Source organism: Paenibacillus radicis (ex Xue et al. 2023) (assembly GCF_024722015.1).
GTDB lineage: Bacteria > Bacillota > Bacilli > Paenibacillales > NBRC-103111 > Paenibacillus_S.
This window is the reverse complement of sequence record NZ_JANQBD010000010.1, coordinates 35,394-59,603: the sequence shown is the minus strand read 5'-3', so window position 1 is coordinate 59,603 and position 24,210 is coordinate 35,394. Positions and strand designations below refer to the sequence as shown.

20 protein-coding genes are annotated in these 24,210 nt (G+C 46.0%); 4 read left to right on the top strand and 16 right to left on the bottom strand.

The window, feature by feature from the left end; all coding sequences use genetic code 11:
* Nucleotides 1-347: 347 nt before the first annotated feature.
* The 9 genes from NV381_RS15010 to NV381_RS14970 all read right to left on the bottom strand — a co-directional run bounded on the left by NV381_RS15010 (nt 348) and on the right by NV381_RS14970 (nt 12,721).
* The gene (locus NV381_RS15010) at nt 348-2,672 is read right to left on the bottom strand and encodes an AraC family transcriptional regulator (protein ID WP_258214103.1); all 2,325 of its coding nucleotides are present in this window, start codon (nt 2,670-2,672) and stop codon (nt 348-350) included.
* Nucleotides 2,673-2,854: 182 nt separating this feature from the next.
* Complete coding sequence (locus NV381_RS15005; RefSeq protein WP_258214102.1) at nt 2,855-4,885, bottom strand: alpha-amylase family protein; 2,031 nt, start codon at nt 4,883-4,885, stop codon at nt 2,855-2,857.
* A 118-nt stretch (nt 4,886-5,003) separates the two neighbouring features.
* On the bottom strand, nt 5,004-6,548 hold the full coding sequence (locus tag NV381_RS15000; protein ID WP_258214101.1) for an extracellular solute-binding protein: 1,545 nt from the start codon (nt 6,546-6,548) through the stop codon (nt 5,004-5,006).
* 88 nt (nt 6,549-6,636) lie between these two features.
* Nucleotides 6,637-7,518: a carbohydrate ABC transporter permease gene (locus NV381_RS14995; protein WP_258214100.1), complete on the bottom strand. Its 882-nt coding sequence runs from the start codon at nt 7,516-7,518 to the stop codon at nt 6,637-6,639.
* Between the two features lie 18 nt (nt 7,519-7,536).
* Nucleotides 7,537-8,502 carry an ABC transporter permease gene (locus tag NV381_RS14990; protein ID WP_258214099.1) on the bottom strand — a complete coding sequence of 322 codons (966 nt, stop codon included), beginning with the start codon at nt 8,500-8,502 and terminating at the stop codon, nt 7,537-7,539.
* 38 nt (nt 8,503-8,540) lie between these two features.
* A complete protein-coding gene (locus NV381_RS14985; protein ID WP_258214098.1) occupies nt 8,541-10,547 on the bottom strand; it encodes an alpha-amylase family protein in 2,007 nt (668 codons plus the stop codon).
* 170 nt (nt 10,548-10,717) lie between these two features.
* The gene (locus NV381_RS14980) at nt 10,718-11,161 is read right to left on the bottom strand and encodes a hypothetical protein (protein WP_258214097.1); all 444 of its coding nucleotides are present in this window, start codon (nt 11,159-11,161) and stop codon (nt 10,718-10,720) included.
* Nucleotides 11,162-12,006: 845 nt separating this feature from the next.
* Nucleotides 12,007-12,318: a hypothetical protein gene (locus tag NV381_RS14975; protein WP_258214096.1), complete on the bottom strand. Its 312-nt coding sequence runs from the start codon at nt 12,316-12,318 to the stop codon at nt 12,007-12,009.
* Between the two features lie 178 nt (nt 12,319-12,496).
* The gene (locus NV381_RS14970) at nt 12,497-12,721 is read right to left on the bottom strand and encodes a DUF1128 domain-containing protein (protein WP_258214095.1); all 225 of its coding nucleotides are present in this window, start codon (nt 12,719-12,721) and stop codon (nt 12,497-12,499) included.
* Between the two features lie 191 nt (nt 12,722-12,912).
* Here NV381_RS14970 and NV381_RS14965 point away from each other — a divergent pair, with 191 nt between their 5' ends.
* Nucleotides 12,913-13,314, top strand: a complete 402-nt coding sequence (locus NV381_RS14965) for a secondary thiamine-phosphate synthase enzyme YjbQ (RefSeq protein WP_258214094.1) — start codon at nt 12,913-12,915, stop codon at nt 13,312-13,314.
* Nucleotides 13,315-13,408: 94 nt separating this feature from the next.
* Here NV381_RS14965 and NV381_RS14960 read toward each other — a convergent pair whose 3' ends face one another.
* The 3 genes from NV381_RS14960 to NV381_RS14950 all read right to left on the bottom strand — a co-directional run bounded on the left by NV381_RS14960 (nt 13,409) and on the right by NV381_RS14950 (nt 16,196).
* Nucleotides 13,409-13,999: a TetR/AcrR family transcriptional regulator gene (locus NV381_RS14960; protein WP_258214266.1), complete on the bottom strand. Its 591-nt coding sequence runs from the start codon at nt 13,997-13,999 to the stop codon at nt 13,409-13,411.
* Nucleotides 14,000-14,102: 103 nt separating this feature from the next.
* Complete coding sequence (locus NV381_RS14955; RefSeq protein ID WP_258214093.1) at nt 14,103-14,747, bottom strand: YigZ family protein; 645 nt, start codon at nt 14,745-14,747, stop codon at nt 14,103-14,105.
* A 93-nt stretch (nt 14,748-14,840) separates the two neighbouring features.
* A complete protein-coding gene (locus tag NV381_RS14950) occupies nt 14,841-16,196 on the bottom strand; it encodes a glucose-6-phosphate isomerase (RefSeq protein ID WP_258214092.1) in 1,356 nt (451 codons plus the stop codon).
* Nucleotides 16,197-16,352: 156 nt separating this feature from the next.
* Between NV381_RS14950 and NV381_RS14945 the strand changes: the two genes are divergently transcribed.
* Nucleotides 16,353-17,585 (top strand): NAD(P)-binding domain-containing protein, encoded by a 1,233-nt coding sequence (locus NV381_RS14945; RefSeq protein WP_308861887.1) that lies wholly within the window; start codon nt 16,353-16,355, stop codon nt 17,583-17,585.
* A 107-nt stretch (nt 17,586-17,692) separates the two neighbouring features.
* Here the strand turns inward: NV381_RS14945 and NV381_RS14935 are convergent, their stop codons facing one another.
* Nucleotides 17,693-18,010 carry a pyrimidine/purine nucleoside phosphorylase gene (locus NV381_RS14935; RefSeq protein ID WP_258214091.1) on the bottom strand — a complete coding sequence of 106 codons (318 nt, stop codon included), beginning with the start codon at nt 18,008-18,010 and terminating at the stop codon, nt 17,693-17,695.
* A gap of 84 nt (nt 18,011-18,094) precedes the next feature.
* Nucleotides 18,095-20,104, bottom strand: a complete 2,010-nt coding sequence (gene tkt, locus NV381_RS14930) for a transketolase (protein ID WP_258214090.1) — start codon at nt 20,102-20,104, stop codon at nt 18,095-18,097.
* A gap of 288 nt (nt 20,105-20,392) precedes the next feature.
* Here tkt and NV381_RS14925 point away from each other — a divergent pair, with 288 nt between their 5' ends.
* Entirely contained in the window at nt 20,393-21,502 is a 1,110-nt protein-coding gene (locus tag NV381_RS14925; protein WP_258214089.1) for a sensor domain-containing diguanylate cyclase, read from the top strand.
* A 3-nt stretch (nt 21,503-21,505) separates the two neighbouring features.
* Complete coding sequence (locus NV381_RS14920) at nt 21,506-21,724, top strand: hypothetical protein (RefSeq protein ID WP_258214088.1); 219 nt, start codon at nt 21,506-21,508, stop codon at nt 21,722-21,724.
* An 85-nt stretch (nt 21,725-21,809) separates the two neighbouring features.
* Here the strand turns inward: NV381_RS14920 and nirD are convergent, their stop codons facing one another.
* Together nirD and NV381_RS14910 are read right to left on the bottom strand one after the other, a co-directional pair.
* The gene (gene nirD, locus NV381_RS14915) at nt 21,810-22,139 is read right to left on the bottom strand and encodes a nitrite reductase small subunit NirD (protein ID WP_258214087.1); all 330 of its coding nucleotides are present in this window, start codon (nt 22,137-22,139) and stop codon (nt 21,810-21,812) included.
* 1,077 nt (nt 22,140-23,216) lie between these two features.
* The gene (locus tag NV381_RS14910; RefSeq protein ID WP_258214086.1) at nt 23,217-23,699 is read right to left on the bottom strand and encodes a YhcN/YlaJ family sporulation lipoprotein; all 483 of its coding nucleotides are present in this window, start codon (nt 23,697-23,699) and stop codon (nt 23,217-23,219) included.
* Nucleotides 23,700-24,210: the final 511 nt, after the last annotated feature.

The window sequence follows — 24,210 nt, the reverse complement described above, 5'->3', positions numbered from 1 at the left end:
GCTCTACTGACCTTATACATGGAAATAATCCCGTTAATTATATCGAATCGGAGCTTTTTCTTACATACACGCCCTTTTTAGATGGAGGTTTTCCAGCTAACTCCTCCCATTGCGGGTGTCCAAGCCAAATTTGCATGAGGTTTTCCAGTTAATTCCTAATGCGCGAATCCCTGTCACGCGTTGCGACGTTGTATGGCCGTCGGTCGAATCTTTTACGCAAGGGGTGCATTTTATACAACGACCTATCCCCGGTCCGAGTCTAGAGCAGCCTTACGATAAAAAAGCCCATCCGAGTAAGCTGAACTGTAAACAGCAAGCTCTCTTAGATGGGCTCCAATATGCCCCTTTTATCGATGCGACATCCTGTACTGCTTCGGCGACATATTCACATAGCGTTGAAAGGCCCGGTTCAAATTGCGCTCGGAATACCCGACCAATTCCGCTATTTCCATTACGCTGTATTCAGTGTCCTCCAGCAGCTTTTTGGCTTTGCTCACTTTGCTTTCCATAACATATTCAACGAAAGAAACACCCAGCTCCTTTTTAAACAGCTTGCTTAAATATGATGGGCTGAGCCCGACCAGGTCTGCGAATTCGATGAGGGAGTGATTGACGCCAACATTTTCCTTGATCTGTTTGCAAACGATCTGAATCGCAAGCTTGGCCCCCTTCTTACGGCTTTCTTCCGTAATTTGACGGTACAAAGGAAAGATTAGCTCAATAAACCACTCATATATTTCACGCGAGGTTTGCCTGGCCTTCAGCTGATCAAACCAATTGTCTTCCAGTGAGTCGATCATACCTGGCCCCTTCTCCTCCAACGATTGAATGATCGAGGACAGGAGCACATGATAGCACTGGTAAATCGTATTATAAGACTCCGAGCCCCGCACAATTTGGGCGAATTGCTCCAGTGCTTGCTCTGCAAGCTGAATCTCGCCTCGGGATAATGCTTCAACAATCACTTTCTCCTGCTCGTTCGGATAGAAGAACATACTCTGTCTGCCTGTCTGCTCCATCTCCTCGAAGAACAGCACAGGATGGCTGTCATTGAATATCCGGTGCTGCAGCGCCAGCTTAGCCTCACGATACGATTCCGCCACAGATGTGATCTCTTGGTACGATCTCCCTACACCAACCGACATGGAGAAGGACAAATAGGTTCTCAGCGCCTCACGAATTTCCTTGGCAAACATTCTCGTCTGCTCCAATACGCGCTCATGTGATTCCTCGCTGTCGAAATGCAGAATTGCGATGCCTTCACGTTCATTTTTTTCCACGATAAAGCCGTTAAGCGATGATTTGGCAAGCAGCTCGTTCATCACGTTCGTAACCGCGAATATTACAATAGAGCCTTCATTTGGCAAAAATCGCTTTTCTTTAAACAAATTTTCTATTATTCCTACCAATACCACATAGGTGCCCTGCACTGAAATTTGATGATGATCGCATTCATTGAGCAAAGAAGCTCGGCTTATGCTGCTCCCTGATAACAGCCTCTGCAGGAATTGATCCCGTATATTCGGGCTAACCTTCTTCAAGTAATTATTCAATGATTCCGATTGCTCGTTCAGATAGCTTAAGCAGGATTTGATATACTCAATATCGTTGCCCTTCGGTAACAACGGCTGGCCGCTTCCAATATTCTCTCCATAGCGAATCAGCTGCTCTATCGGGTTATAGGCCCTCTTGGAGGCGAAAAATGTCAGCAGCACACCAAAGGCCAGAAAGATCGTCACAGACAGGAAGATAACCCAGCGGACCCATGTCAGCTCCTTGGTCAGCTCACGCTCCGGCAGCAGCGAAATATAGGTTCGTCCATACGTTGTTTTATAATAAACCGCCAGATACCGCTCTTGGTCTTCACCAAGAACAACGGTCTCTCCGGTGCTGTCTTCATCTTTTAAAATATCCTGTAAACCTGCAAGTCTTTCAGCGGACTGACCCAAATTATTTTTGTCGGTGGAATGCAAAACAATCTGGTTGTTCGAGTCCAGCAGCAGAAGGGATTGTTCTTTGGCAAATGTGTAGTTCACCAGGTTTTTTTCCAGTATGTCTTCCTTTACGTGAATGGCGAGAACGCCTTGCGCCTGCTGGTCAACCGTCATAAGAGGAAGCTTTCTGACAAAGGACAAATACCCCTCCCTGCTTGCAGAGGGCAGATAAACCCACTTGCCGGAGCCCTCCATTTTCAGAATCTGGTCGATATCCTCATGATCCTTATACTCTTTATAAGGCAAAAAGCCGTAGTTGTTCGTTATAACCGCACCCGATTGCTTGTCGTAAACCATGATTTCGCTAATTAAGCTGCTGGAGTTTTTACTAACCTGAAACGTATCTATAATCGAAGCATATAGCGCATAATCGTCAAAATCGGGCGTACCCAGTGTACCCTTAATAAGGGAATTGGAGGATATTTTGAGAGATTCATGCTCGATGCTGGTCAGCACGTTCTCCATCCTGTCTTTTAGAAGCGTTAAGGAAGCCAAGTTATCTACTTTGAACTGGTTCGTTAGCTTCACTATGGAAAAGTGATAATAGGCGCTGCCTGCAAGAACGATTGGAATGGATACGGACAAACAACCGAACCAAATGAGCCGGTTCAAATAATTGGCTCGCGGCAGCAGCGGAGCTATGACTTTTCGAATCTGATCCATCCACTTACTCAACATGTTGTTACCTCCGAGCCCCAAGGATAGACGGCCAAATCATTCCTTTACCCCATTAAATTCTGAGTACATTATAGCATATACAAAGCGGTTAAATGGGAAGAAGAAGGCCGGCCGGGCAGCACTTTAGCACCGCGGCACAGCCTCCTCACCCTTAATCATCCAGTTCAAGAAGGAATCGGGATTTATTGCATTTCTACCCGAATGCAGTCCCATACAAGCAGATTAGGAACCGTAAATACGAGGCTGCCTGACTCTTCCTTCGAGTAAGACACGGATTGTCCTGAAATAAGCTGGTGAACCGACTTCACCTGGCCATTGCCCGGCAAACGAAGCTTGACCTCGATTTGTGTAAGCGGGATATTGGCCGTCAATGGCCGTCGTCCTGCGCCATTGACCATATGGATCAGCAGATTGCCTTCCTTCTCGAACAACGTGATTTGAAGCCCTGGTATATGCGTTACTTCGATCAGCTTATCTTCTCCCAATGCGTAATCGATCGCATTGGATAGAAGCTGGTAATGCTCAACCAATTTGTATTCATTAATCAAATGGCTCAAGGAGAAGGGAAGATACAGAGCGCTTCCATTTCCTGTCCGGTTGGTTAGAGCGAGCGGCAATTCCGTATGGCTGACAGGCAGCGAAGCCCGCTCCGGAGGACGCCCTACCCCATCCATAGGCGAGAACGGCGGCACCAATGTCGCCAACACCTTCGTATTCTCACCTATCGGTGTACAATACGCTACTTTACCACGGTGAGCGATCAGCTCCGTATGCTCAAGGCCCTTCTGCAGCGGATTGCCGTTTCCTTCAAACCGCAGGTAGGAAGCTGTCAAAGACTGACTGACATAGATATTGTCGCTAACGCCCAGCAAAGCAAGAAGCTTCTCATTCCGCGGAACATTCCCTTCGATGATGACGCAGCCGCCCTGCTCCACATAAGCGGACAGGATTTCAATGAACCCATCCGTATATTTCATCCCCTCGGGAACTATCAACGCTTTGTAACGGGATAGCCGCTCTGGAACCGCTTGCTCCATCAACAGCACATCGAAGGGAACCTGTTGATTAATCAAGCCATCCGCCATGCCTTCAGCGGAAGCGTCGGCTGTCCACATCAGAGCTACTTGAGACAGCGGTTCCGCATTCTCCATATCCTGCTCGATCTGCTGCACATCATGATTGAATGCGCTAACAACATCAAGAATCCGCTTATCTCCGATTGTATCGGGAATACCCGTCAAGGAATGCCAGATGCTTCCCCCATGCGCCGGGATTTGTGCCAGCCAGAAGCGGTATTCAGCCGGCGGGAGCCCTGTATGCCTCCAATCCATGCCCGGTGAGGAGTGAACGATGCCGAATGGAATCGGTCTGTCCGGAAGCGATCGTCCCAGCTTCATACTGAGCGCCGGCTTCCAGAACTCAGGAATATGATGATGGCCGAGAGATAAAATATCCTGCGGCTCCGTGCACAGCATATCCGTCGTTTCTGCACGGTCGAACAGGTTGTCGTGGTACAGGTTATAGTACAGAATCATAGGGATATCGGGATTTTTAGTTTTGATCAAGGAATAAAATTGGTCCATATTATCGCGCATGCACGATGATGCCCAATCCTCAGCGAAGTCCTTCTTGCTTACTGGGATCGGCTGCCCGTACTTGGCGAGGTATTTCCGCTGGCAGGCTTCACACCAGCAATCGCTGTAGCCAGGGGCATTGAAGAAGATACCATCGAGATCATAGTTGCTTATGACTTCATCCAGAACAGGGAGCGCAACCGCCTCGTTGCGATAAGCCCCATTAATGCATGTATTCATCAGCATAGACCAAGGTCCGGGTCTTGTTAATCCGACAATGTCGGGCTCTCCATTCGCTTGCTTGGCAAACCACTGCGGCTTCTGCAGGTAGATCGAATCCTCTGCACGACTAAAATCGAATCGTCCGATAAAGCGAAGCCCCTGTTTATGGCAAGCTTCTATAACCTCCTTCAGCAAATCGGATGACTGAGGCAAATACTCGTTAACGGTATGAAAAGGAACCTTCGTAGGATACCAGGCGTAGATGCCGGCAACATTAAACACAATGGTATTAGCTCCCATTTCTTTCATCTGCGAGGCCAGTTTATCCGGGTTGATTAGTGCTGTGTCTTTAATTTGCAAATTCGGTTGAATGACGCGAAGCGGCTTTTGCCACCAAGCTTTAGCCATGTTTCCCATAAAGCGCCTCCTGAAAACGGCTGCCGAAAGGCAGCTTCGGCAGCCGTTCGTGGTTGATTTGGTGTTCCTCAATCTGTTCCAGCCGTATCCCTACAACTCTGCATTTAAATTGGAATGCTTACTTTTTGCCGTTAAATTCATCATTAGAAGCTTTATTTTCCTGATAAGCTTTCTTCATTTCAGGTAAATTATTAATTTTGTCGACAAATGCTTTGTACTCATCCATTGAAATCTGCCCTACGATAGCTTTGGTAACCATTGATTTCCACTCGTTTTCATATTTGGGCCAAGTGCTGTTGAACGTTGCCGAATAGCGGTAAGGATCTACTTTACCTATAGTATCGTATGCTTCAACTTCCTTTTTCTTAATATCGTTATACGCCTTGTCTCCCGAAGCGCTTTCAACTTTACCCCACTTGGCATAAGCAAGAACGCCAGCACCTTTGCTCGTTGTATTTACTTCTTTGACCCCTTGCTCGGTTAATACCTTTTGTCCGCCAACTACTTTATGGTGTATACCTTCTAGGCCGTAGTAAGCGAAATCTGTAATTTCATCCGATGCGGTTTGATCAAAGTATTTCAATAATTGCTTCACTTTAGCTTCCGGTACTTTTTTGGAGATATAATAGCCCCCGGATACGCCTGTAGATAATACAACCGCGTCTCCTTTAGGTCCCTTCAAGGTCAGCTCAAGAATTTTGGGGTTAGGCTGTGTTTTGGCGATGGAATCTTCCCACTCCTTATCCCACCATACACTGCGCACATAAGATGCCGCTCTCCCTGTTTTGAACAGTTCCTCAGCCTGTGTTTTCTTCGTTACCGAAAATTCCTTGGACAAAACGCCGTCCGCATACAAGCCTTTGAACCAGTTAACCATTTCGGCATATTGAGGAGTAAGTCGGGTATCAATCATACCGCCCTCCTGGTTATAGGTCGGATCCAGAGCGCCAAAACCTGCCGCAAACGCCAAGTCGCCATCATTGACAATAACACCGTGACCGATCAAGCCAAGCGTATCCTTCTTGCCGTTGCCGTCCGGATCGCTTTCTACTATCTTTTTCAACGCCGCGCCGTATTCATCCAATGTTGTCGGTACCGGAATATTCAGCTTATCCAGCCAGTCCTTACGGATCTTCATCCCTTGGTCAATCCTGGAGCGCGAACGCGGTACTGCATAAATTTTGCCGTCTACGGACAAATACTTCTCCCAGTTAGGAGCCATATTTTTCTTCAAATTCGGGTACTGGCTGAAATCGCCCAAAAGAGGCGTCAGATCCCAGAAGGCCCCGTTCTTAACAGCACTGCGAAGCGTCGGCCAAGTAGCATCCGGGGAGGATACAACCTCAGGGAGGTCGCCGGATGCGAACAGCAGATCCGCCTTTGTCTTTATATCACCGTCCGGCACCCATTCGATATCCAGCTTACTATTCGTTCTTTTTTGCCATTCGGTCCAGAAGGCATTATTCATGTCGGGCACCTCGTTATACAGACCGGCAAACATTTTGATCGATAATGGCTTATTGTCCTGAGCAGGATCTGTTTTGGCACCACCATCCTTGGTGGCCGTTCCGCTGCCTGAAGAGCAGCCTGCGAGTAAAGATCCTCCCATGACTACGGACAATAGAACAGCCGGCAGCTTCTTTTTCATTTGATTCGATTTCATCTTTGTTTCCTCCCCAAATTGATTTACTTAGCGTTTGTTCAACCCAACCTTTATATGTGATTCAATCGGCTTGTTCCAAGGCAGCTTTCTACCCTTTAACGGAGCCGAGCATAACCCCTTTGGCAAAATGCTTTTGCAGGAATGGATAGATCAGCAGAATCGGCACCATCGACATAACAATCGAAGCCATCCGGATCGTTTCCTGAGGAATCACCCGGTCATCGCCGCCCGCACCAGCCTGCCCAACTCCAGTCGAATCGGAATCAACAACCAATGTTTTAACCAACACCTGCAAAGTCCACTTCTTGGAATCCGATATATAAATGAGGGCATTGAAATATGTATTCCAATGGCTCACAGCGAAAAACAAAGTGAATGCGGCGATAGCCGGCATGGAAAGCGGAATAATAATCCGCAAGAACACTCCGATATCCGAGCAGCCGTCAATTTTACCCGAATCCTCCAGCTCAGCGGGCAGCGACTCGAGAAAGCTCTTGATAACGATCAAGCTCCAAGCGTTCGTAAGCGAAGGCCATATTAACGACCAATATGAGTTCAGCAGCCCCAGCTCTTTAACCAGCAAATAGCTCGGGACAATTCCTGCACTGAACACTAATGTGAAGATAACACCGCCCATCATAACGCCCCGGCCCGGCATCGCCTTTTTAGTCAAAGCATAAGCCAGTGTGAAGGAAACGATAATATTGAACACCGTACCGACCACCGTAATAAACGCCGTGCTTTTTAATGCATTCAAGAAGCTGTTCGTCGATAAGATGTATTTATAGGAGGCCAATGACCAGGAATCCGGAAACACATAAAATTTCAAAGGAATGTAAGCCTTAGGATCGGTAAAGGACACACTGAATACATATAAAAAAGGAAATATGCAGGTTATCGAAATCAAAGCCAGGAGCGTATAGTTCACCCAGTCAAACAACGTCATCTGCTTCTTAGCTACAAAGCTCATACGATCTGTCTCCTTTCTTTAATAGATTCCTTCATGCCCGAGTTTTTTCACAATATAATTGCTCGCCAATACCAGCACAAGCCCGACAACGCCTTTAAACATCCCCACTGTAATCCCCATACTGATCTGGCCTTTCAAAATACCATGGGTATAGGCATACGTATCGAACACTTCAGCAACGGACAATACGAGCGGATTCATCATAAGCAATATTTGCTCGAAGCCAACATCCGCCATATGACCAAGCCTTAATATTAAAAGAATGATAATGGTCGGTCGGATAGCCGGTAAAGTGATATGCCAGATTTGACGCCAACGGCTCGCGCCATCGACTACAGCTGCTTCATAACGCTGCGGATCAACGCCGGCCATTGCCGCCAGGAATATGATCGTGCCCCAGCCCGCCTCTTTCCACATGCTTTGCGCTGTCAGAAGTCCCCAGAAGTAATTCGGATTGGATAAAAATGAAATGGTCTCATGCCCCATGCCGCTTATTACTTTGTTCACGATGCCTACATCCGCCGAAAGGATGAAAAAGGTCATACTGGCAACAACAACCCAGGACAAGAAATGGGGCATGTAAACAATCGATTGATTAAAACGTTTGAACGCCTCATGCCGTACCTCGTTAAGCATTAAGGCCAGCAGAATCGGAATAGGGAATAAAAAGATGAGCCCAAAAATGTTGATTGCAAACGTATTGCGCATCATCATATAGAAGTTAGCGTCAGCGAACAGCTCGGTGAAATATTTAAAGCCCACCCATTCGCTGCCACTGAAGCCAGAGTAGGGGTTGTACTCCTTAAAGGCCAGCAATAATCCCCATAACGGAATAAATTTGAAAATAATAAAATACAGGATACCGGGCAATGCAAGCAGATACATATATTTGTACATAGCCATTCGCTTCAAGAGAGACGAGCTTCCGCTTCCAGCTTTGGTTCCGTTAATCGTTTTGTTGCTTACGACAGTCGATTGCTGCATTAAGGCACCTCCTTCACAAAAAAATTATATCGTCTATTCTACTCACTGAATTCCAGCACAATAGCATCGTACAGCTCCAGTGTTTCTACAACGAGGGTGATTCCTTCCTGATTAGAGCAAGTCGGCACATATTTCTGACGCATCAAACTATACGCCTTGCAGTTCTTTCCAGCTTGCCCATGTCCCACTACAATCTGGATGCCTGCGACAGCAATCGGATCGCTGTAGGTCACTCCGTTAAAGCCTGTCAAATTCAGCAGTTGGAGCATATGCTTGCTATCGTCGATCTTATTATAAAATAACTCCACTGCCTGCGGCGCATCCGTAGTTACGGCATAGCGGCCGTCGAGCATGTAATGGAGCAAGTCGGTCAGCACCCGCTTGTGGTCTTCATAGCCGTATCTGTAATATAGGGTGCCCGCTTCCCATGGCAAGTAGGCGCCTCTCTCTCTGCTCACTCCCACTCCATATTCGGACGACCTCTGATGTCCGTAGGCTCTTTCAGGAGGACCGAAGGTCGATGGCAGCACGAAAGGAAGCAATGTCTTCTGGTCTCCCTCGAAGGACATCTTGCTGAATCCCTCGCCGACAATAACCCAATCGCGAGCTGGAAAGCTGCGGAACACCTCTTTATCCGATGTTTCCAAATAAGCCGGAATCGTATCCGTGATGGTCTCTCTATACTTGGCCTGAAACAGCTCGTACAGCATTTCTCGGTTCCGTTCATCCCCTGTCAACGCATGTCCTGTAGCCATAATACGTACACCGCTGCTGTGCTGCAGCTCCTTCAGGGCGGCTAATTGAGCGTTGTCCATATTCCGAATGCCTGGCACGATTACCGCTTGAACGCCTTTAAGCTGCTCCAGCTTGGCCGATAGCCTGCCTTGCGGCACGACATCGAACTGGATATGCTGCTCCTTCAGCATTTTGAACCATCCGAAATATTCCTGCGGATTCGCACGGTCTAATGAGTCGGGCTTGATCAGTGCCACGTCAGCCATGGAGCCCAAGCTGCCGAAATATTTCTCGTTCTCTTTATGGAACCGGTATACTTCCTGCGCAGCTGTTATGTTCTCTTGATCCGGATATCCATCAAATATGCCAATGATGCAGAAGTCCAGCCCCGAGCCGCTGGCTATACTTTCATACAGCCGGATTTGCACTTCATTGGCAGATACGCCGGTGAACCGGTAGGTTAAATCAATCGCATTGATACAGCAATTGCTGATCAGCTTGTCATCCCAGCCGTCCTCAATCGATTTCACATTCTCTGAAGCTGAATACTGCCATACTGGATGAGGCCTGTGAAGGGCGGTGTTGGATTCATTACGGACAATATCCACCTGATGGGTGTGATACGTACATAACGCAATCTCCGGATTCTTCCGTTTGACCATCTCGTGTACGGAATCCAAAATTTCTTTTGTCGTAATGGACTGGAACTTTTTGTACTGCTGGTATACCTCATTGTTCGGGTCCCTGTTCTCCGGCAACCCAGTGCCATACATAGCCCGGAATCTTCGCTTGCAGTTGTCACAATAGCAGAGGCCATAATCATTTCCGCTGTAATCTTTAGTTTGATAGCCAAACATATTGAAGAAAATACCGTCAACCGCGTAGCTATCGAGAACCTCTTCGATAATCTTTAGCGAATGCTCTTGTTGGTAGCCACCATTAATGCAGGTATGCACAATCCCGTGATAATTGACTTCCTTGCCTTCCTTAGTCCGGTAATACCATTCCGGCTTGTCTGCGAACAGGCTCTCATGGGTTTTACTGAAATCGAATCTGGCGATAAAACGCATCCCATTCGCATGAGCCTTGTCTATTGCCTCCCTTAGCAAATCCTTCTTTAAATAGGGAGTCACATAATGATGCTCCAGCTTACTTGGATAAAATGCAAAAATTCCTCCAGCGTTAAGCATCAGCACATTTGCATCAAATTGTTTTAGCTGAGATATTAATAGATCGACATCAAGATCCGCATCGATTTCTCTCAAATTATTCTGAATCAATCGCAGCTGGTTATTATGCCACCATGCCATATATATCCTCCTTCCAGCTCTTTCCTCTTATTCGGTGCTGCTCTACACAGTTGATTATAGATGCATACGAAAAAGCAAAAAACGGACATTTCATGACTTACCATTCAATTGCCTCACTGAGCCGTTCCTGTCCTGTCGATACACTGACTCCTTACATACTGCGCATGGCCCTAGGGAATGGCCTGTCTCAACGATGACCAAAAATGTCCGGTTTCATCCAGTCCGATATATTTCCAAAAAGCTTTATAACGCCGGTACATAACATCTGCAAGCTTATGTCCAAAGTTACAGCTTCCTTTGTCTGCTTCGTGCTGCTTCGAGGTGAGCTTAAAAATTGCTGCAAAGAACAGCGAAGCCAAGCTATTCGCTTCCACGTAAGAAAAACCGTCAGCGATGACGGTCCTTTTATGTGCAAACTCATACGTTGTGCGTGGGGAGGGAATCCAGTGCGGGACTCCTACCGCTCTTGCTTCCTTTGATTGGCAGGCTTGCAGCGGTGGGAACACGGTCTTCAAAGTTAGGCTGCATACCCGGGCAGTTACCGGGGTGACGACCTGGGCGGACGCTATCGCTCTTCCATTCCACCCATGCCTGCACATAACCTTAAACAACACGCAAGTACTGCACTACGGAAGTGAAGGGCAATGCGGAAGTAATTGTTCCTTTATCACCTGAAAAGTCCAAAAATCAGAGTGATACGGGAACAGCCAGTTCCGTTATTGCTCAGTTTTTGTACATAAATGCTCCAATTTGGCCAACATAACGGAATTCCCGCTTCCGCTATCGCCCCAGATTGGAGGCAGCAGATGGAATAGCGGAAATCTCCGTTCCGTACAAAATCCTCCAGGGATCATAGCCGCTATCCATATAAAAATCCTCCTTGATCATGTCTTAAGCTCTAATGCAGCTCTAATCTAAACAAGGTAAGCAGGTTACTCGCTCATTCTTCATTCCTACGAAAAACTTTCTATTTCTTTGTATCATCTAACATGAATTCCGCTGATTAACGGAACGTCAATGCTCTATTGTTCGAGAACTCATCCCATTTCGTGAAGTCGCGGAACTACGATTCGTTATTTCGACTTTTATAGCCTGAAATGCGATATTTTAAACAAATAAGAGATCCTAGTTCCGTTTCACTTGAATAATAACGTTAAAACAATGAAATAGCGCACCTCACTTCCTTTTAAGCCAGTTAGGTGGATGAAAATATGCATCATGTTCCCACCCCCGCAAGAGAGAGACTTCCTCTATACTGTACATAGATTTGTGCTATCCGTACCGGTCGAAGACCCGTAAGCTCATCGAGACCTATTGGCTTCCATACGTTCGAGTCCATACCTCTACCTTGCAAAAATCGAAATAAGGGGTAAGCTTCGTTCACCCCAAAACATATAAATTGCATAAAAAAAAGCTTACCCGATTGCCGTAGGGCATATCGGATAAGCTTTTTTTGCGTTTAAAAGAAGAATGGGCTGCCGAAACCAAAGCCGCCGCCGAACGGTCGACCGAAGCCAAAGCCATCACCAAAACCGCCAAAGCCTCCAAAACCTCCGACAAACGGTGAAGTACCGATAGCCAGCAAGTCGAATAAAACGAGCGGGACTAGCGCTGTAGTTCTAACTTGCTTACCTTTTGTCGGTGCTAGAAATAGTTGATTGCCACTAATACGAACAAGCTTGCCACTTACCGTACTGCCGTCCTTCTTCAGCGCATATACGGTTTTACCGATCAACTTGCGAACATTTTGTTTACGAACCGCTTTGTGCAATGAGTCCACCTCCATTAATATTAGCGACGGGTTGTTAACCCATAAAAAAAAGGAACTACGCTATATTGTACGGGGGTAAAGTGCATATTGCTTGTTCAGTTGTCCCATATCGGCCAAAGATATGTCAAAGGCTGCCGAGTTAGTTCAACCCTCGACAGCCTTTGACATACATGCTTTATTACGGTTTACGCAGACGGCCCAGCTCTGTCGTAATAGCTTCAATTTCACTAATGCTGAATTGAGATTTACTAGCTACCATCTCATAGATATCCTTCAAATCGACATATTGCTCATTGTTAAGCTGAGTAGCTCTAAGTGCAGCTCCAGTTGCCATCCGCAGCTTGGTTTTTATTTCCTCCATCATAAACTCGGTATTTACCAATGTGTTTTCCGATAAATCCATTCTACTATCATCCTCTCCTGCACAATACGATAACCCTTGCATATGACTGCTGAGCTCGATTCTCTCTCTGCCTTCATAGATATTTTCCATTGTAGCATGTTTTGAGATGAACCGCGCATTGTATTATAATGGGATCAGGCTAATGATTCATCGATACAACCTGATTTTTACACGAATAAGGAGATGATTGTATGATTCATACGCTGCATATTCAAACCAAACGGCGCGATGAAATGATTGATATTACCCAACTTATTATTGAGCTCTTGAAGCAAGAGTCATTCGATGACGGTATGGCTGTCATTTACTCACCACATACAACAGCCGGCATTACTATTAATGAAAATGCAGACCCTGATGTGAAACGCGATATCTTGATGCGGTTGGATGAAGTATACCCGTGGGAGCATCCTAAGTATTTGCACGCGGAAGGCAACACTGCAGCACATCTCAAGACCATCACCACAGGCACCTCTCAGACTGTATTAATCGCTGGAGGCCGCCTCATTCTAGGTCGTTGGCAGGGTATATACTTCTGCGAATTTGATGGACCTCGGGCACGCAATTGCCTTGTTCAATTTATACACAGCTGACAATTGGGATAGGCTGGCGGATAATAATGCGCTTCCACGATTCAATCTAATATTAATTGTTAAATAAGCTGCCCTATTAACAGGCGGCTTCTTTCTATTTGGAATTCAATCCCTCGCATAAATACCTTACATGATGCTCAGCCAGCTTTTTGACATCGTCATACGATTGGCGGTAGCGGATATTATAAGAAATAAAGCCATGCATGGACATGAACAAGCTCCAGGGAAGACTATACATTTTAGAATCATTACCCGGCTGACGTGCGATAACTGAACGCACCACCGTAGCGAACAACTCGAGGCATTGCGCTTGTTCGGTTCTTGAGTAATTCTGCAGCTCCACATCGTCAATCATAAACATAATTTCATAATGATAAGGATTTTCCAGCCCAAAACGGATAAACTCTTGCATCAGCCTCTCCAGTTGACCTATATCGCCCATTCGGGTTCGACTGAGCATATCCTTCTGCCTGTGCAACAGCATTTTGAAATCTTCCGTCACCAATGCATAGAATAATTCCGCTTTTTCTTTAAAATGATAATAAAGCGCTCCATGACTGTATCCCATCTCTTTGGCGATGCTGCGCATCGTTAAAGTGTGATAGCCGTGCTCAGCAAAAAGCTGACGCGCTTCCCCCAATATCCGATCTCGGCTAAGTTCCTGCGCCACTACTTTTCTAGCCAACACGATTCAACTCGCTCTCGTCTATAATTCCCTCACTTTAATAGTTTATCACTTTATTGCTGCAACGCAAGAGAAAATAGAGAGATTAATAGAGTTCCGCTACCTAGGGCAGCGGCCATGCATCATGTTCAACATACAGCTGCGCTCCGAGTGCAATAACTCCTTGCCCTTGAGTGACATCGGTCATCCATGCCGCAAAATGTTCAGCCTCTGCAGCAATTGGCAAACAGGTCAATGTTACTTTGTCCGTAAATGCCGTTTCCCCCATCAGCATTTCGCGGCTGCGCAGCTCATTCTCCACCTTCCCGTGCCACGTATAATCAATTTCTACATGCACTTCACGGTGCAGAACTTGATATACCGGCACTGCCGCGGCTATGCCTTCCACAGCCCCATCGGTATATGCGCGAATCAGGCCTCCTGCCCCGAGCATAATGCCGCCAAAGTACCGGGTGACCACAACTGCGATATTTTTCAAGCCCTGGTTTTTGATCACTTCAAGGATGGGCTTCCCTGCCGTTCCACTGGGCTCACCGTCATCCGACTGCTTTTGGATCTCATCGCGCTCCCCAATCATATAAGCGGAGCAATTATGTGTAGCCATCGAGTGTTCCTTTTTGATACTCTGTATAAACTGTATAGCTTCCTCCTCCGTCGAGACAGGCTTCGCATGCCCGATAAAACGAGACTTTTTGATTACAATCTCCGAGACGCCAAATTGTTTAACCGTTTTATAATGTGCCAACATAAATATGACCCTCCTTTCTTTCACAACCACTATAAGATATCAACTGAAAAAAAGCAGTACACCCTCAAGGTGAACCGCTTTTGTCATCGTACATTACTTGGTCAATCTTGCTTCCAGCTCAGCCTTCTCTTTCTCGTATCCCGGCTTGCCCAGCAGCGCGAACATGTTAGCTTTATATGCTTCTACGCCCGGTTGGTCAAAAGGATTGACACCCAGCAGGTATCCACTGATGGCGCAAGCTTTTTCAAAGAAATAAACCATATATCCAAATGTGTATGCACTTGTATCAGGAAGTGTCACAATCAGGTTCGGCACGCCGCCATCCGTATGAGCCAGCATGGTTCCCTCGAATGCCTTTTTGTTGACGAAATCCATCGTTTTACCGCTCAGGAAATTCAAGCCGTCCAAATTGTCGGCATCCGTCCCGATCGTAATTTGCTCTGACACCTCAGCAACCTGAATGACCGTTTCAAAAAGTGTCCGGTTTCCGTCCTGGATGAATTGTCCCATGGAATGCAGGTCCGTAGAGAAGTCAACAGCAGCAGGAAAAATCCCTTTGTAATCTTTGCCTTCGCTTTCCCCGAACAGCTGCTTCCACCATTCCGAAATAAAGTGCAGGGACGGCTCGTAGTTAACGAGGATTTCCGTCGTTTTGCCTTTACGGTACAATGCATTACGAACTGCCGCATATTGATAGCTTTCATTCTCGCTCAAGCTCGGATTCGAGTAAATCTCTTTGGCATCCGCCGCGCCGCGCATAATAGCTTCGATATCAACACCTGCCGTAGCAATCGGCAGCAGTCCAACTGCTGTTAATACGGAGTAGCGTCCACCCACATCATCAGGAATAACGAAGGATTCGTAGCCTTCTTCGTTAGCAAGAGTTTTTAACGCGCCTCTCGCACGGTCAGTTGTTGCATAAATGCGTTTACGAGCTGCTTCTTTACCATATTTCTTCTCCAACAGCTCCCGGAAAATACGAAATGCTATGGCTGGCTCGGTCGTTGTCCCCGATTTGGAAATAACGTTAACCGAAATATCTTTTCCTTCCAATAGCTTCAGCAAATGAGTTACATAGGTGGAACTGATATTATTGCCTACAAAATAAATTTCCGGCGTCTTACGCTCGCCCTTAGGAAGCAGGTTATAAAAAGAGTGGGTCAGCATTTCAATAGCTGCACGCGCTCCCAGGTAAGAACCGCCGATACCAATTACTACGAGGGCATCAGAATCAGATTGAATCTGCTTGGCCGCTTTCTGTATACGAGCGAATTCTTCCTTGTCATAGTTGACCGGCAGGTCAACCCATCCCAGGTAATCAGAACCCGCACCCGTTTGATTATGTAATTGCTCATGCGCCATTCGAACCGGCTCGGCTAAGTAATCCACCTCATGCTGTTGAATAAACGAAAGAGCTTTGCTGTAGTCAAAAGTAAGTTTGTTGCTCATGAAAACAACCTCCTTAGAGTTTTTGTAAGAAATAGCCTTTTCGTAGCAGAATCATATCTAACACTTAAATTAGAATACTTTAATTGGCAACGTAAAAGCAAGTATGTCATTCACACTGATTACGGGAAGTGCTACAATAAAACTCGAGGTGATTCGATGAAAACGATAGCATTTATCGGGTTGGGAACTATGGGCAAGCCTATGGCTGCCAACTTGTTGAACAAAGGCTTTACCGTTACAGTCTATAACCGTTCTTCAGAAAAAGCGGTTGAGCTCGTCCCGCTTGGAGCAACCGTTGCAAGCACTCCTGCTGAAGCAGCGAAGGGTGTTGACGTGGTCATTACCATGCTGAGCAACGATGCTGCCGTTCTGGATGCAGTATTGGGCCCTAATGGAGTTATTCAAGAAATTAAAGCAGGGCAAACGGTTATCGACTGCAGCACAGTATCCCCTGAGACAAGCCTGCAAATTCATGCAGCTATGTCTGAGCGCTCCGTAGAGTTTCTGGATGCTCCGGTAACCGGCAGCAAGCCGCAAGCAGAAGCTGGACTTCTTGCCTTCATGGTAGGAGGAAGCTATGCCGCAACGGAGAACATGCGCCCTGTATTCGAAGCTATGGGAACGAAGATCATTCATTTGGGCCCTTCAGGCTCGGGAGCTTATGCCAAGCTAGCTAATAACACCATGGTTGCCATCAATGCACTTAGCTTGATTGAGGGGCTATCCATTGTTACCAAGGCCGGTATCGACGCCGAGCAATTCTTGCAGATCGTCAAATCAGGTGGCGCTAACAGCCGTATCACCGAGATGAAGAGCGATAAAATCTTGAATCGTGACTTCAGCACTCAGTTCTCGCTTCAGCTGATGCTTAAGGATTTACTGCTGGCAAGCGAAGTATCAAGCCATTTTCAGCTTCCTTCTCCTATGCTCAAAGCAGCTACCGGTGTTTTCCAAATGGGTCTCAGCAAAGGCTTCGGAGAAGATGACCTGTCCGCTATCGTACAATGCTATGAGGAATGGATGAACGCTCAGGTCGGCAAGAAGCTCTCAGGAGCCGAGAGACGGCGTAATACTCGCGTCCATCTGGATATTCCGCTGCACCTGTCGGTGCATCAGTGGGAGCAAGAAGGCTCCTTTACCGGTCAGACCATCGAAGGCTCGCTTTACGACTTGTCCGAATCCGGAATTCAGATCGTATCCTCTTTCCCGCTGGCTCAAGATATGTTCATTGTTATTCACTTCCCGCAGGAGGCCGAGCTTCCTCCAATTACAGCCAGAGTTATCCGGATCGAGAACGACAACGAGAAGTTCCGTTACGGCTGCATGCTATCTGGACTTGCTCCTTATGTACGCCTGAAAATCGAAGAATACCTTGCGAGCAAGCTGTAAATAAAAAAAGAAAAATACCCTGTGAATGCGCGAAACTCGTGCGTTACAGGGTATTTATTGATGTAGTAAAAGCAATAACAATAGCAAGCGTTGCCAGGATAACTGGTTTACTCAGCAATATAGGAGCAGCAATAGTCCGTCGCTGTTTTTACAACCAGCTTGAACTTGGAGTTCGCAGCAACTGTAAATTCACCCGTACCATTAATTTCAATCCATTCTGTAGAACCAGGAAGCTGAACCGTCAATTCACCGGCGAGAATCTCCATAATTTCTTTTGCATCGGTACCGAACTCATATTCTCCAGGAAGCATAATACCCAAAGTTTTTTTCGTTCCATCTGCGAAAATAACTGTGCGGCTTGTTACTTTGCCGTCATAGTAAATATTGGCTTTTTTGACAACTGTTACTTGTTCGAATTGAGACATTATTCTGCTTTTCTCCTTTGGAATGAAGGCCGAACCATCAGGTCCGGCCTCTTCATAATTTTCTTTTCTTAACAGCCTAAACCTTTATTTCAAAAGATGCTTCACGCGAGCAACTACATTTTCAACCGTAAAGCCATATTCTTTAATAACAATTGGACCTGGAGCGGAAGCGCCAAAACGATTGATGCCAAGCACTTCGCCTTGATCACCAACATAACGGTCCCATCCGAAGGAATGACCCATCTCAACAGCTAGACGCGCTTTTACATCAGGCAGCAGGACGGAATCCTTGTAATCCTGAGGCTGCTTGTCGAACAACTCCCAGCTCGGAATACTGATGACACGCACTTGAATGCCCTCTTCTGCAAGCTGCTTCTGAGCGCCGATAGCAAGCTGAACTTCTGTACCTGTCGCAAGAATTTGCGCTTGCGGTTTACCGTCTGCAGCATCGGACAACACATAAGCTCCGCGACTTAGGGATGCTTTGGCTTGCTCACTGCCTGCCAGCTTAGGAGCTGCTTGACGGGAGAAGATCAAGGCTACTGGGCCCTTCTTGTTCTCAACTGCATAACGCCATGCTGCAGCTGTTTCGTCGCCATCCGCAGGACGAATAACTGTTACACCCGGGATTACACGAAGCGCCGCTAATTGCTCGATCGGCTCGTGAGTAGGACCGTCTTCGCCAACGCCGATACTGTCATGTGTGAACACATAAATAGCTGGCACATCCATGATTGAAGCCAAACGGATAGCCGGACGCAGGTAGTCGGAGAATACGAAGAACGTACCGCCAAACACTTTCAAACCACCGTGCAGAAGCATACCGTTAACAGCTGCGCCCATACCGAACTCACGTACACCGAAGTATACATTTTGTCCGCTATAATCTTTAGCCGTTACTACGCCAAGGTCTTTCAAATGTGTCATTGTTGAGGATTCCAAGTCAGCGGAACCACCCACCAGCCAAGGTACATTCTTAGCGATTGCATTCAGAACGATACCGGATGCAGTACGAGTACCTTTCTCAGCTGGAGCCGCTTCAGGAATGTCTTTATCCCAGCCCTCTGGAAGCTCGCCACTAACAGCCGCTTCGAATTGCTTTGCAAGCTCCGGATAAGCTTTAGCGTATTCAGCAAATTTGCTTTCCCAAGCCGCATTCGCTGCGATACCTTTTTGTTTCACTTCGCCAAAATGGGCGCTTACTTCAGCTGGAACATAGAAATGCTGATCTTCCGGCCAGCCGTATGCTTTTTTAGTCAAAGCTACTTCATCAACACCAAGCGGGGAACCGTGAGGACCAACATGTCCACCTTTACCTGCTTTATTCGGGCTGCCGAAGCCGATTACCGTTTTCACCTCAATAAGTGTCGGACGGTCATCATTTTGCGCTTCTTGAACGGCTTTGCCGATTTCGTCCAGGTCGTTGCCTTCCTCTACGCGAAGCACTTGCCAGCCGTATCCTTCAAACCGCTTCATAACATTTTCAGAGAATGAAAGGTTTAACTCTCCATCCAGAGAAATATCATTGGAATCATACAGAACTACCAATTTGCCAAGCTTCAAGTGTCCCGCCAGAGAAGCCGCTTCTGAAGAAAGACCCTCCATCAAGTCCCCGTCTCCGCAAATTACATAGGTGTAGTGGTCTACAACGTTAAATGGACCTTTATTATAAGTAGCTGCCAATTGGGCTTCAGCCAATGCCATACCTACCGCCATACCAAAACCTTGTCCCAACGGACCCGTTGTAGCGTCAACCCCTGCAGTATGTCCAACTTCCGGATGCCCAGGTGTTTTGCTTCCCCACATACGGAACTGCTTCAGCTCTTCGATAGGCAGGTCATAACCGCTTAAATGAAGCAGGCTGTACAACAGCATGGAGCCATGTCCTGCAGAGAGAACAAAACGGTCACGGTTAATCCAAGTTGGATTATCCGGGTTATGGTTCATAAATTTAGCAAACAACGAATATCCCATAGGCGCTGCGCCCATAGGCATACCAGGGTGACCCGATTTGGCCTTCTCAATTGCATCTATGGAAAGCGTGCGGATCGTGTCGATCGACAATTGCTCGATCGCTTTATTAACTACTGTCATTAATAGAACCTCCTAAAGTTTTTAGTGTGACGGCAGAGCCGGAAACCAGTTTTTTACTAAAACTGTAAGCGTCGGTCTTAATGTTAACGTGTGCATAAACCTAACGCACTAGATTTCACTTGCACCATTTTACCATTGTCCATTTCAGTTTGCCACTCAAAAAGTAAGACATAAGAAAAAATGATATAAAATATAAATCAAAACCCGAAGGAATTGCCAAAAATCTGGCGAATATATAATACTTGATTATTTGAGCTTTATGTTTATTTTGAGCGATGGGAGTCGATCATGAACCATCTATTGGTAGAACTGGCTAACAAACGTCAAACCTATAGAAAGATGCTAAATTTATATTGGATGACCATTATACTAACAGTGCTTTTAGAGCACTGGATTCACCGTCTAGGGCCTTCAAGCGTATCCAATATATTCACGCAACAGCTAATTCTTCAAACCTTGGGGCTCGCCGCAGTTACTGGCATAACGGAAATGCTGTACCGTTACCGCAAGGTACAAAGCGACAATTTGCTGCTCATAACCGGAATCATCTACGCCTCATCGATCATATATATCAATCCTACTATCGGCATCGTTCCAGCGATATACATTTTTCCCATCCTGACCTCTGTTCTCTCCTTCAACAAGACCCGAATTCTGCTTGCTTTCTCATTGACTCTACTTTGCTTTGTCTGTATGTATGCGTTATCTCCCGATCTTCGTTTCACTATGCAGCCCATCCATATTTTTGGAGTACTGTTTTTGTATATCGGCGTAACTATTATCGCACTATCGATAACTACAAGCGGCATCGAGCTGCTTGATAATTTGAAGCATGCAACCGAAGCCAGACAAGAGCTGCTGGTAAAAAATATTATTATGGACAGGCTCTCCAAAATCGATGCATTAACCGATCTCTACAATCATAAAACCTTCCATGAATATTTGGAAAAGCTGGTGGAGCAAAACGAACACAACCAGCTCTCACTCCAATTGGCTATTATGGACATCGATAATTTCAAAAAAATTAATGACACATACGGACATTGGGTCGGTGATATCATGCTGCAGCGGGTAGCCAATATCATTAAAGAAACGGTCACACCCAATGATTTTGTGGCACGCTATGGCGGTGAGGAATTTGCTGTTATTTTCACCGAAAAAACATTGGAGGAATCCCTCGCTATCGTTGAGCAAGTCCGCCAAAAGCTGGCCGTGAGCCTTCACCCGGAGCTAGAATCTCAAGCCGCAACATTAAGCATCGGATTGCAGAATTATGCCAAAGGCGATGGTAAAGAGGCGCTGTTCAAGGGCGCCGACGCTTCCCTCTATACAGCCAAACGTACCGGCAAAAACAAAACCGTTGTGCATTCCTTAATCAGTGACCCTAAAGGCGCTTGAGAGATGAATGATTTCCATCTTAAGATTGCGGCTGGTACTCGGCATGCTGTTCGGTTTGACGGCAGGATGCATACTGGGCTCTTTTTTAAAGCAGTCCAATCACTGACCGGGAGCGGCGTCTACACCGTGCTGTTAAATGTTGATTTTCTACCGATCCCTAAGTGGTTCGGCCTGCCCGTGCAGCCTGTTATAAGCTTATCCATCGCAAAATCCATTCAATAGCAACGAGTAAAAAGAAAGATTGACTCTCAATGAGCTTCATCGATGGTCAATCTCTTTTTTACATATAACGATGTGATCGTGAATCCTAAGCGGATAAACTGTCTTTGCCCACAATCAAATACACTTGACCCGACGCTTCCACCTCTATCGGGAACGTGGTCACACACCCCTCATCTGGTGATTGCACCAAGCCGTCCTTCACATCGATTTTCCAATCATGCAGAGGACAGAATACGTAGTGGTCGCATACTATGCCTTCCGAAAGCTTCCCATTCTTGTGAGGACATTTATTCTCTACCGCATAAAACTCACCGTTCGAAAGCTTAAATATGGCAATCTCCGTGCCCCCTACTCGTACCGTTCTTGATCTAAGCTTCGGAATGTCATCTACATTAGCTATCCATAAACGTTCCATACCCTATCACCCCAGGAGTAATTTTTTAATAATGAATTTTATAAGAACCTTTTGTAGCCTACGAATTACATTTTTACCTCACAACATTTATAACGCGAACCTAACACTGTATTGTATAACAAAGCCAAATATAGATTTAAAATAAAAATTAATAACATTTATGTCATATATTATAACGTATATTATTAATTTAAATGAATTAAGCGGATGTTTCAATAGTTTAAAGTAAGTTTATATAACATTAAATTGAGTTTATTTTGAATTAACGAACATTCGATTAAAAGGATAAGTTAATCATTCGTTTTTAAGCATTCTTGAACTTGCTGGGAGTCAAACGTTACATACCCCACCAAGGATTTGGGACTCTACGAACAAATAAGAGGCTGTCCCAAAAGGGTATCAGTGAATGAATCAGTCCCAAACTCTGTACAAAGACGCCTCCAAAATCACCCTGTAAGCGGAAATGGAAGCGTCTTTTTTGTAGGGAAGTCCCCATCAGAGTGGGGGTTCGAAAATCGAAAAATGAATCCGGCCGCTTTTTGGATGTTACTTAAGTGATGGGGCGAGAAGCGATGTTCAAAGGCTGCTTCAATCTGGAGGAGACCATGATTTGTCGGGGCCGCTGTGGAAGGAATGAAAATAGATGGAAATTGTAACGCTAATCCAGCGTGGATATCGCCTGAAATCAATCTAACTGGAAAAACTAACTCTAATATAGGTGAAATGATCGATTTCAGCCAAAATACGTAGAATTAGCATGAGGAATTCCAGCTATAAGACTTGGAACGCTATTTTCGGAGTAACTAACTTGGCATTTTCCTGATAATTGCAAGGAGTGCGCCAGACTACCATGCAATGCCGTAACCGAACCACGAACCCGATACCCGCGATGAGTACGCGCTGGAAAGCGACCTCATCTTATTCACCACTAAGAATACACAAGAATATGCAAAAAAGCCTTCAACTATTAAAGTTGAATTGAGGGCTCTTTTGCAACCATCTATTCAGGATAAAATGTTGGAGGGGTTGTCTCAAAATGACTTTTGGGACAGCCCCTCTGCATTTTCCGGCTATTGTTTAATGAGCGCTTGGAAATAATCGTTTTACCATTTCACTGAATTCGTTGAAGAAGCCGGAGACGGGTTTGCCCTGGCGAACATCTTGTACATACGTATTGATGCGCCCTACAAAATCCGGATTCGTCGATACGTATACATTTTGAATGTTGGAGTCTGCCGCTCTGACCTGCGCAGCGATCTGATCTTCCTCTGCACGTGAGAGTTCAACTCCACTTTTCAATACAGCAGCTACATAGGCATTGCGGTTTGTAACAAGCACATTCGCTTGCCGGACTTCGTTCAGTTTCAAAATGTTCGCTACAGCTTGGTCGGCAATTTGGATTCGATTATCCGTGGCTGCCTGCTGATGAACGGTTCCATTGTTCATATTGGTACTTTGCTGCTGGACCTTGTTGTTAGCCTTGCTGCAGCCAACAAACAGCAATGTCGAAGCAATCATCGTTGCTATAACCATCTGTTTAGCGAATTGATTCTTTTTCATAAGGTTCACTCCTTGTTTTAGAAAATGGGGCATGTCTTAGTATGTCGATTTTGGTAAAAAGCATACAAAAAATCGCCTTTTATTTTCCAGAAAGGGTAAATAAACTGGCAGCCCTCCACTCTAAAGCGAGCATACCTGCCAAGATTTGGGGTAAAGCAAGAGTTTAGACTCCCTCCACTTCAAACCATAATGCAAAATCATCCTTCTCTATGTGCAAACTCCTATGTAGCGTACCTGGAGAGCGAAAAACTATGCTGCGTCCAAGGAAGTCGTACATACCGGAAGTACTTTTTCCTTTATCACCCGGAAAGCTCACAAAAACAGAGCGATAACGGAACAGCAAGTTCCGTTATCACTCTGTTTTTGTGCATAGCACTCGTATTTGCCCAACATAAAGGAATTCGGCCTTCCGCTATCGCCCCAAATGGGAGGAGGCAGATGAAATAACGGAAATTTCTGCTCCGTTCTCGCCCTTAAACGCTCATAGCAGCATAGCAGCCTTCGACGCATC

Excerpts from the sequence above, each read along its gene's own strand:
- NV381_RS15010 (WP_258214103.1), bottom strand. The coding sequence starts at position 2,672 with ATGTTGAGTAAGTGGATGGATCAGATTCGAAAAGTCATAGCTCCGCTG.
- NV381_RS15005 (WP_258214102.1), bottom strand. The coding sequence starts at position 4,885 with ATGGGAAACATGGCTAAAGCTTGGTGGCAAAAGCCGCTTCGCGTCATT.
- NV381_RS15000 (WP_258214101.1), bottom strand. The coding sequence starts at position 6,548 with ATGAAATCGAATCAAATGAAAAAGAAGCTGCCGGCTGTTCTATTGTCC.
- NV381_RS14995 (WP_258214100.1), bottom strand. The coding sequence starts at position 7,518 with ATGAGCTTTGTAGCTAAGAAGCAGATGACGTTGTTTGACTGGGTGAAC.
- NV381_RS14990 (WP_258214099.1), bottom strand. The coding sequence starts at position 8,502 with ATGCAGCAATCGACTGTCGTAAGCAACAAAACGATTAACGGAACCAAA.
- NV381_RS14985 (WP_258214098.1), bottom strand. The coding sequence starts at position 10,547 with ATGGCATGGTGGCATAATAACCAGCTGCGATTGATTCAGAATAATTTG.
- NV381_RS14970 (WP_258214095.1), bottom strand. The coding sequence starts at position 12,721 with ATGGATTTATCGGAAAACACATTGGTAAATACCGAGTTTATGATGGAG.
- NV381_RS14965 (WP_258214094.1), top strand. The coding sequence starts at position 12,913 with ATGATTCATACGCTGCATATTCAAACCAAACGGCGCGATGAAATGATT.
- NV381_RS14955 (WP_258214093.1), bottom strand. The coding sequence starts at position 14,747 with ATGTTGGCACATTATAAAACGGTTAAACAATTTGGCGTCTCGGAGATT.
- NV381_RS14950 (WP_258214092.1), bottom strand. The coding sequence starts at position 16,196 with ATGAGCAACAAACTTACTTTTGACTACAGCAAAGCTCTTTCGTTTATT.
- NV381_RS14945 (WP_308861887.1), top strand. The coding sequence starts at position 16,353 with ATGAAAACGATAGCATTTATCGGGTTGGGAACTATGGGCAAGCCTATG.
- NV381_RS14935 (WP_258214091.1), bottom strand. The coding sequence starts at position 18,010 with ATGTCTCAATTCGAACAAGTAACAGTTGTCAAAAAAGCCAATATTTAC.
- tkt (WP_258214090.1), bottom strand. The coding sequence starts at position 20,104 with ATGACAGTAGTTAATAAAGCGATCGAGCAATTGTCGATCGACACGATC.
- NV381_RS14925 (WP_258214089.1), top strand. The coding sequence starts at position 20,393 with ATGAACCATCTATTGGTAGAACTGGCTAACAAACGTCAAACCTATAGA.
- NV381_RS14920 (WP_258214088.1), top strand. The coding sequence starts at position 21,506 with ATGAATGATTTCCATCTTAAGATTGCGGCTGGTACTCGGCATGCTGTT.
- nirD (WP_258214087.1), bottom strand. The coding sequence starts at position 22,139 with ATGGAACGTTTATGGATAGCTAATGTAGATGACATTCCGAAGCTTAGA.
- NV381_RS14910 (WP_258214086.1), bottom strand. The coding sequence starts at position 23,699 with ATGAAAAAGAATCAATTCGCTAAACAGATGGTTATAGCAACGATGATT.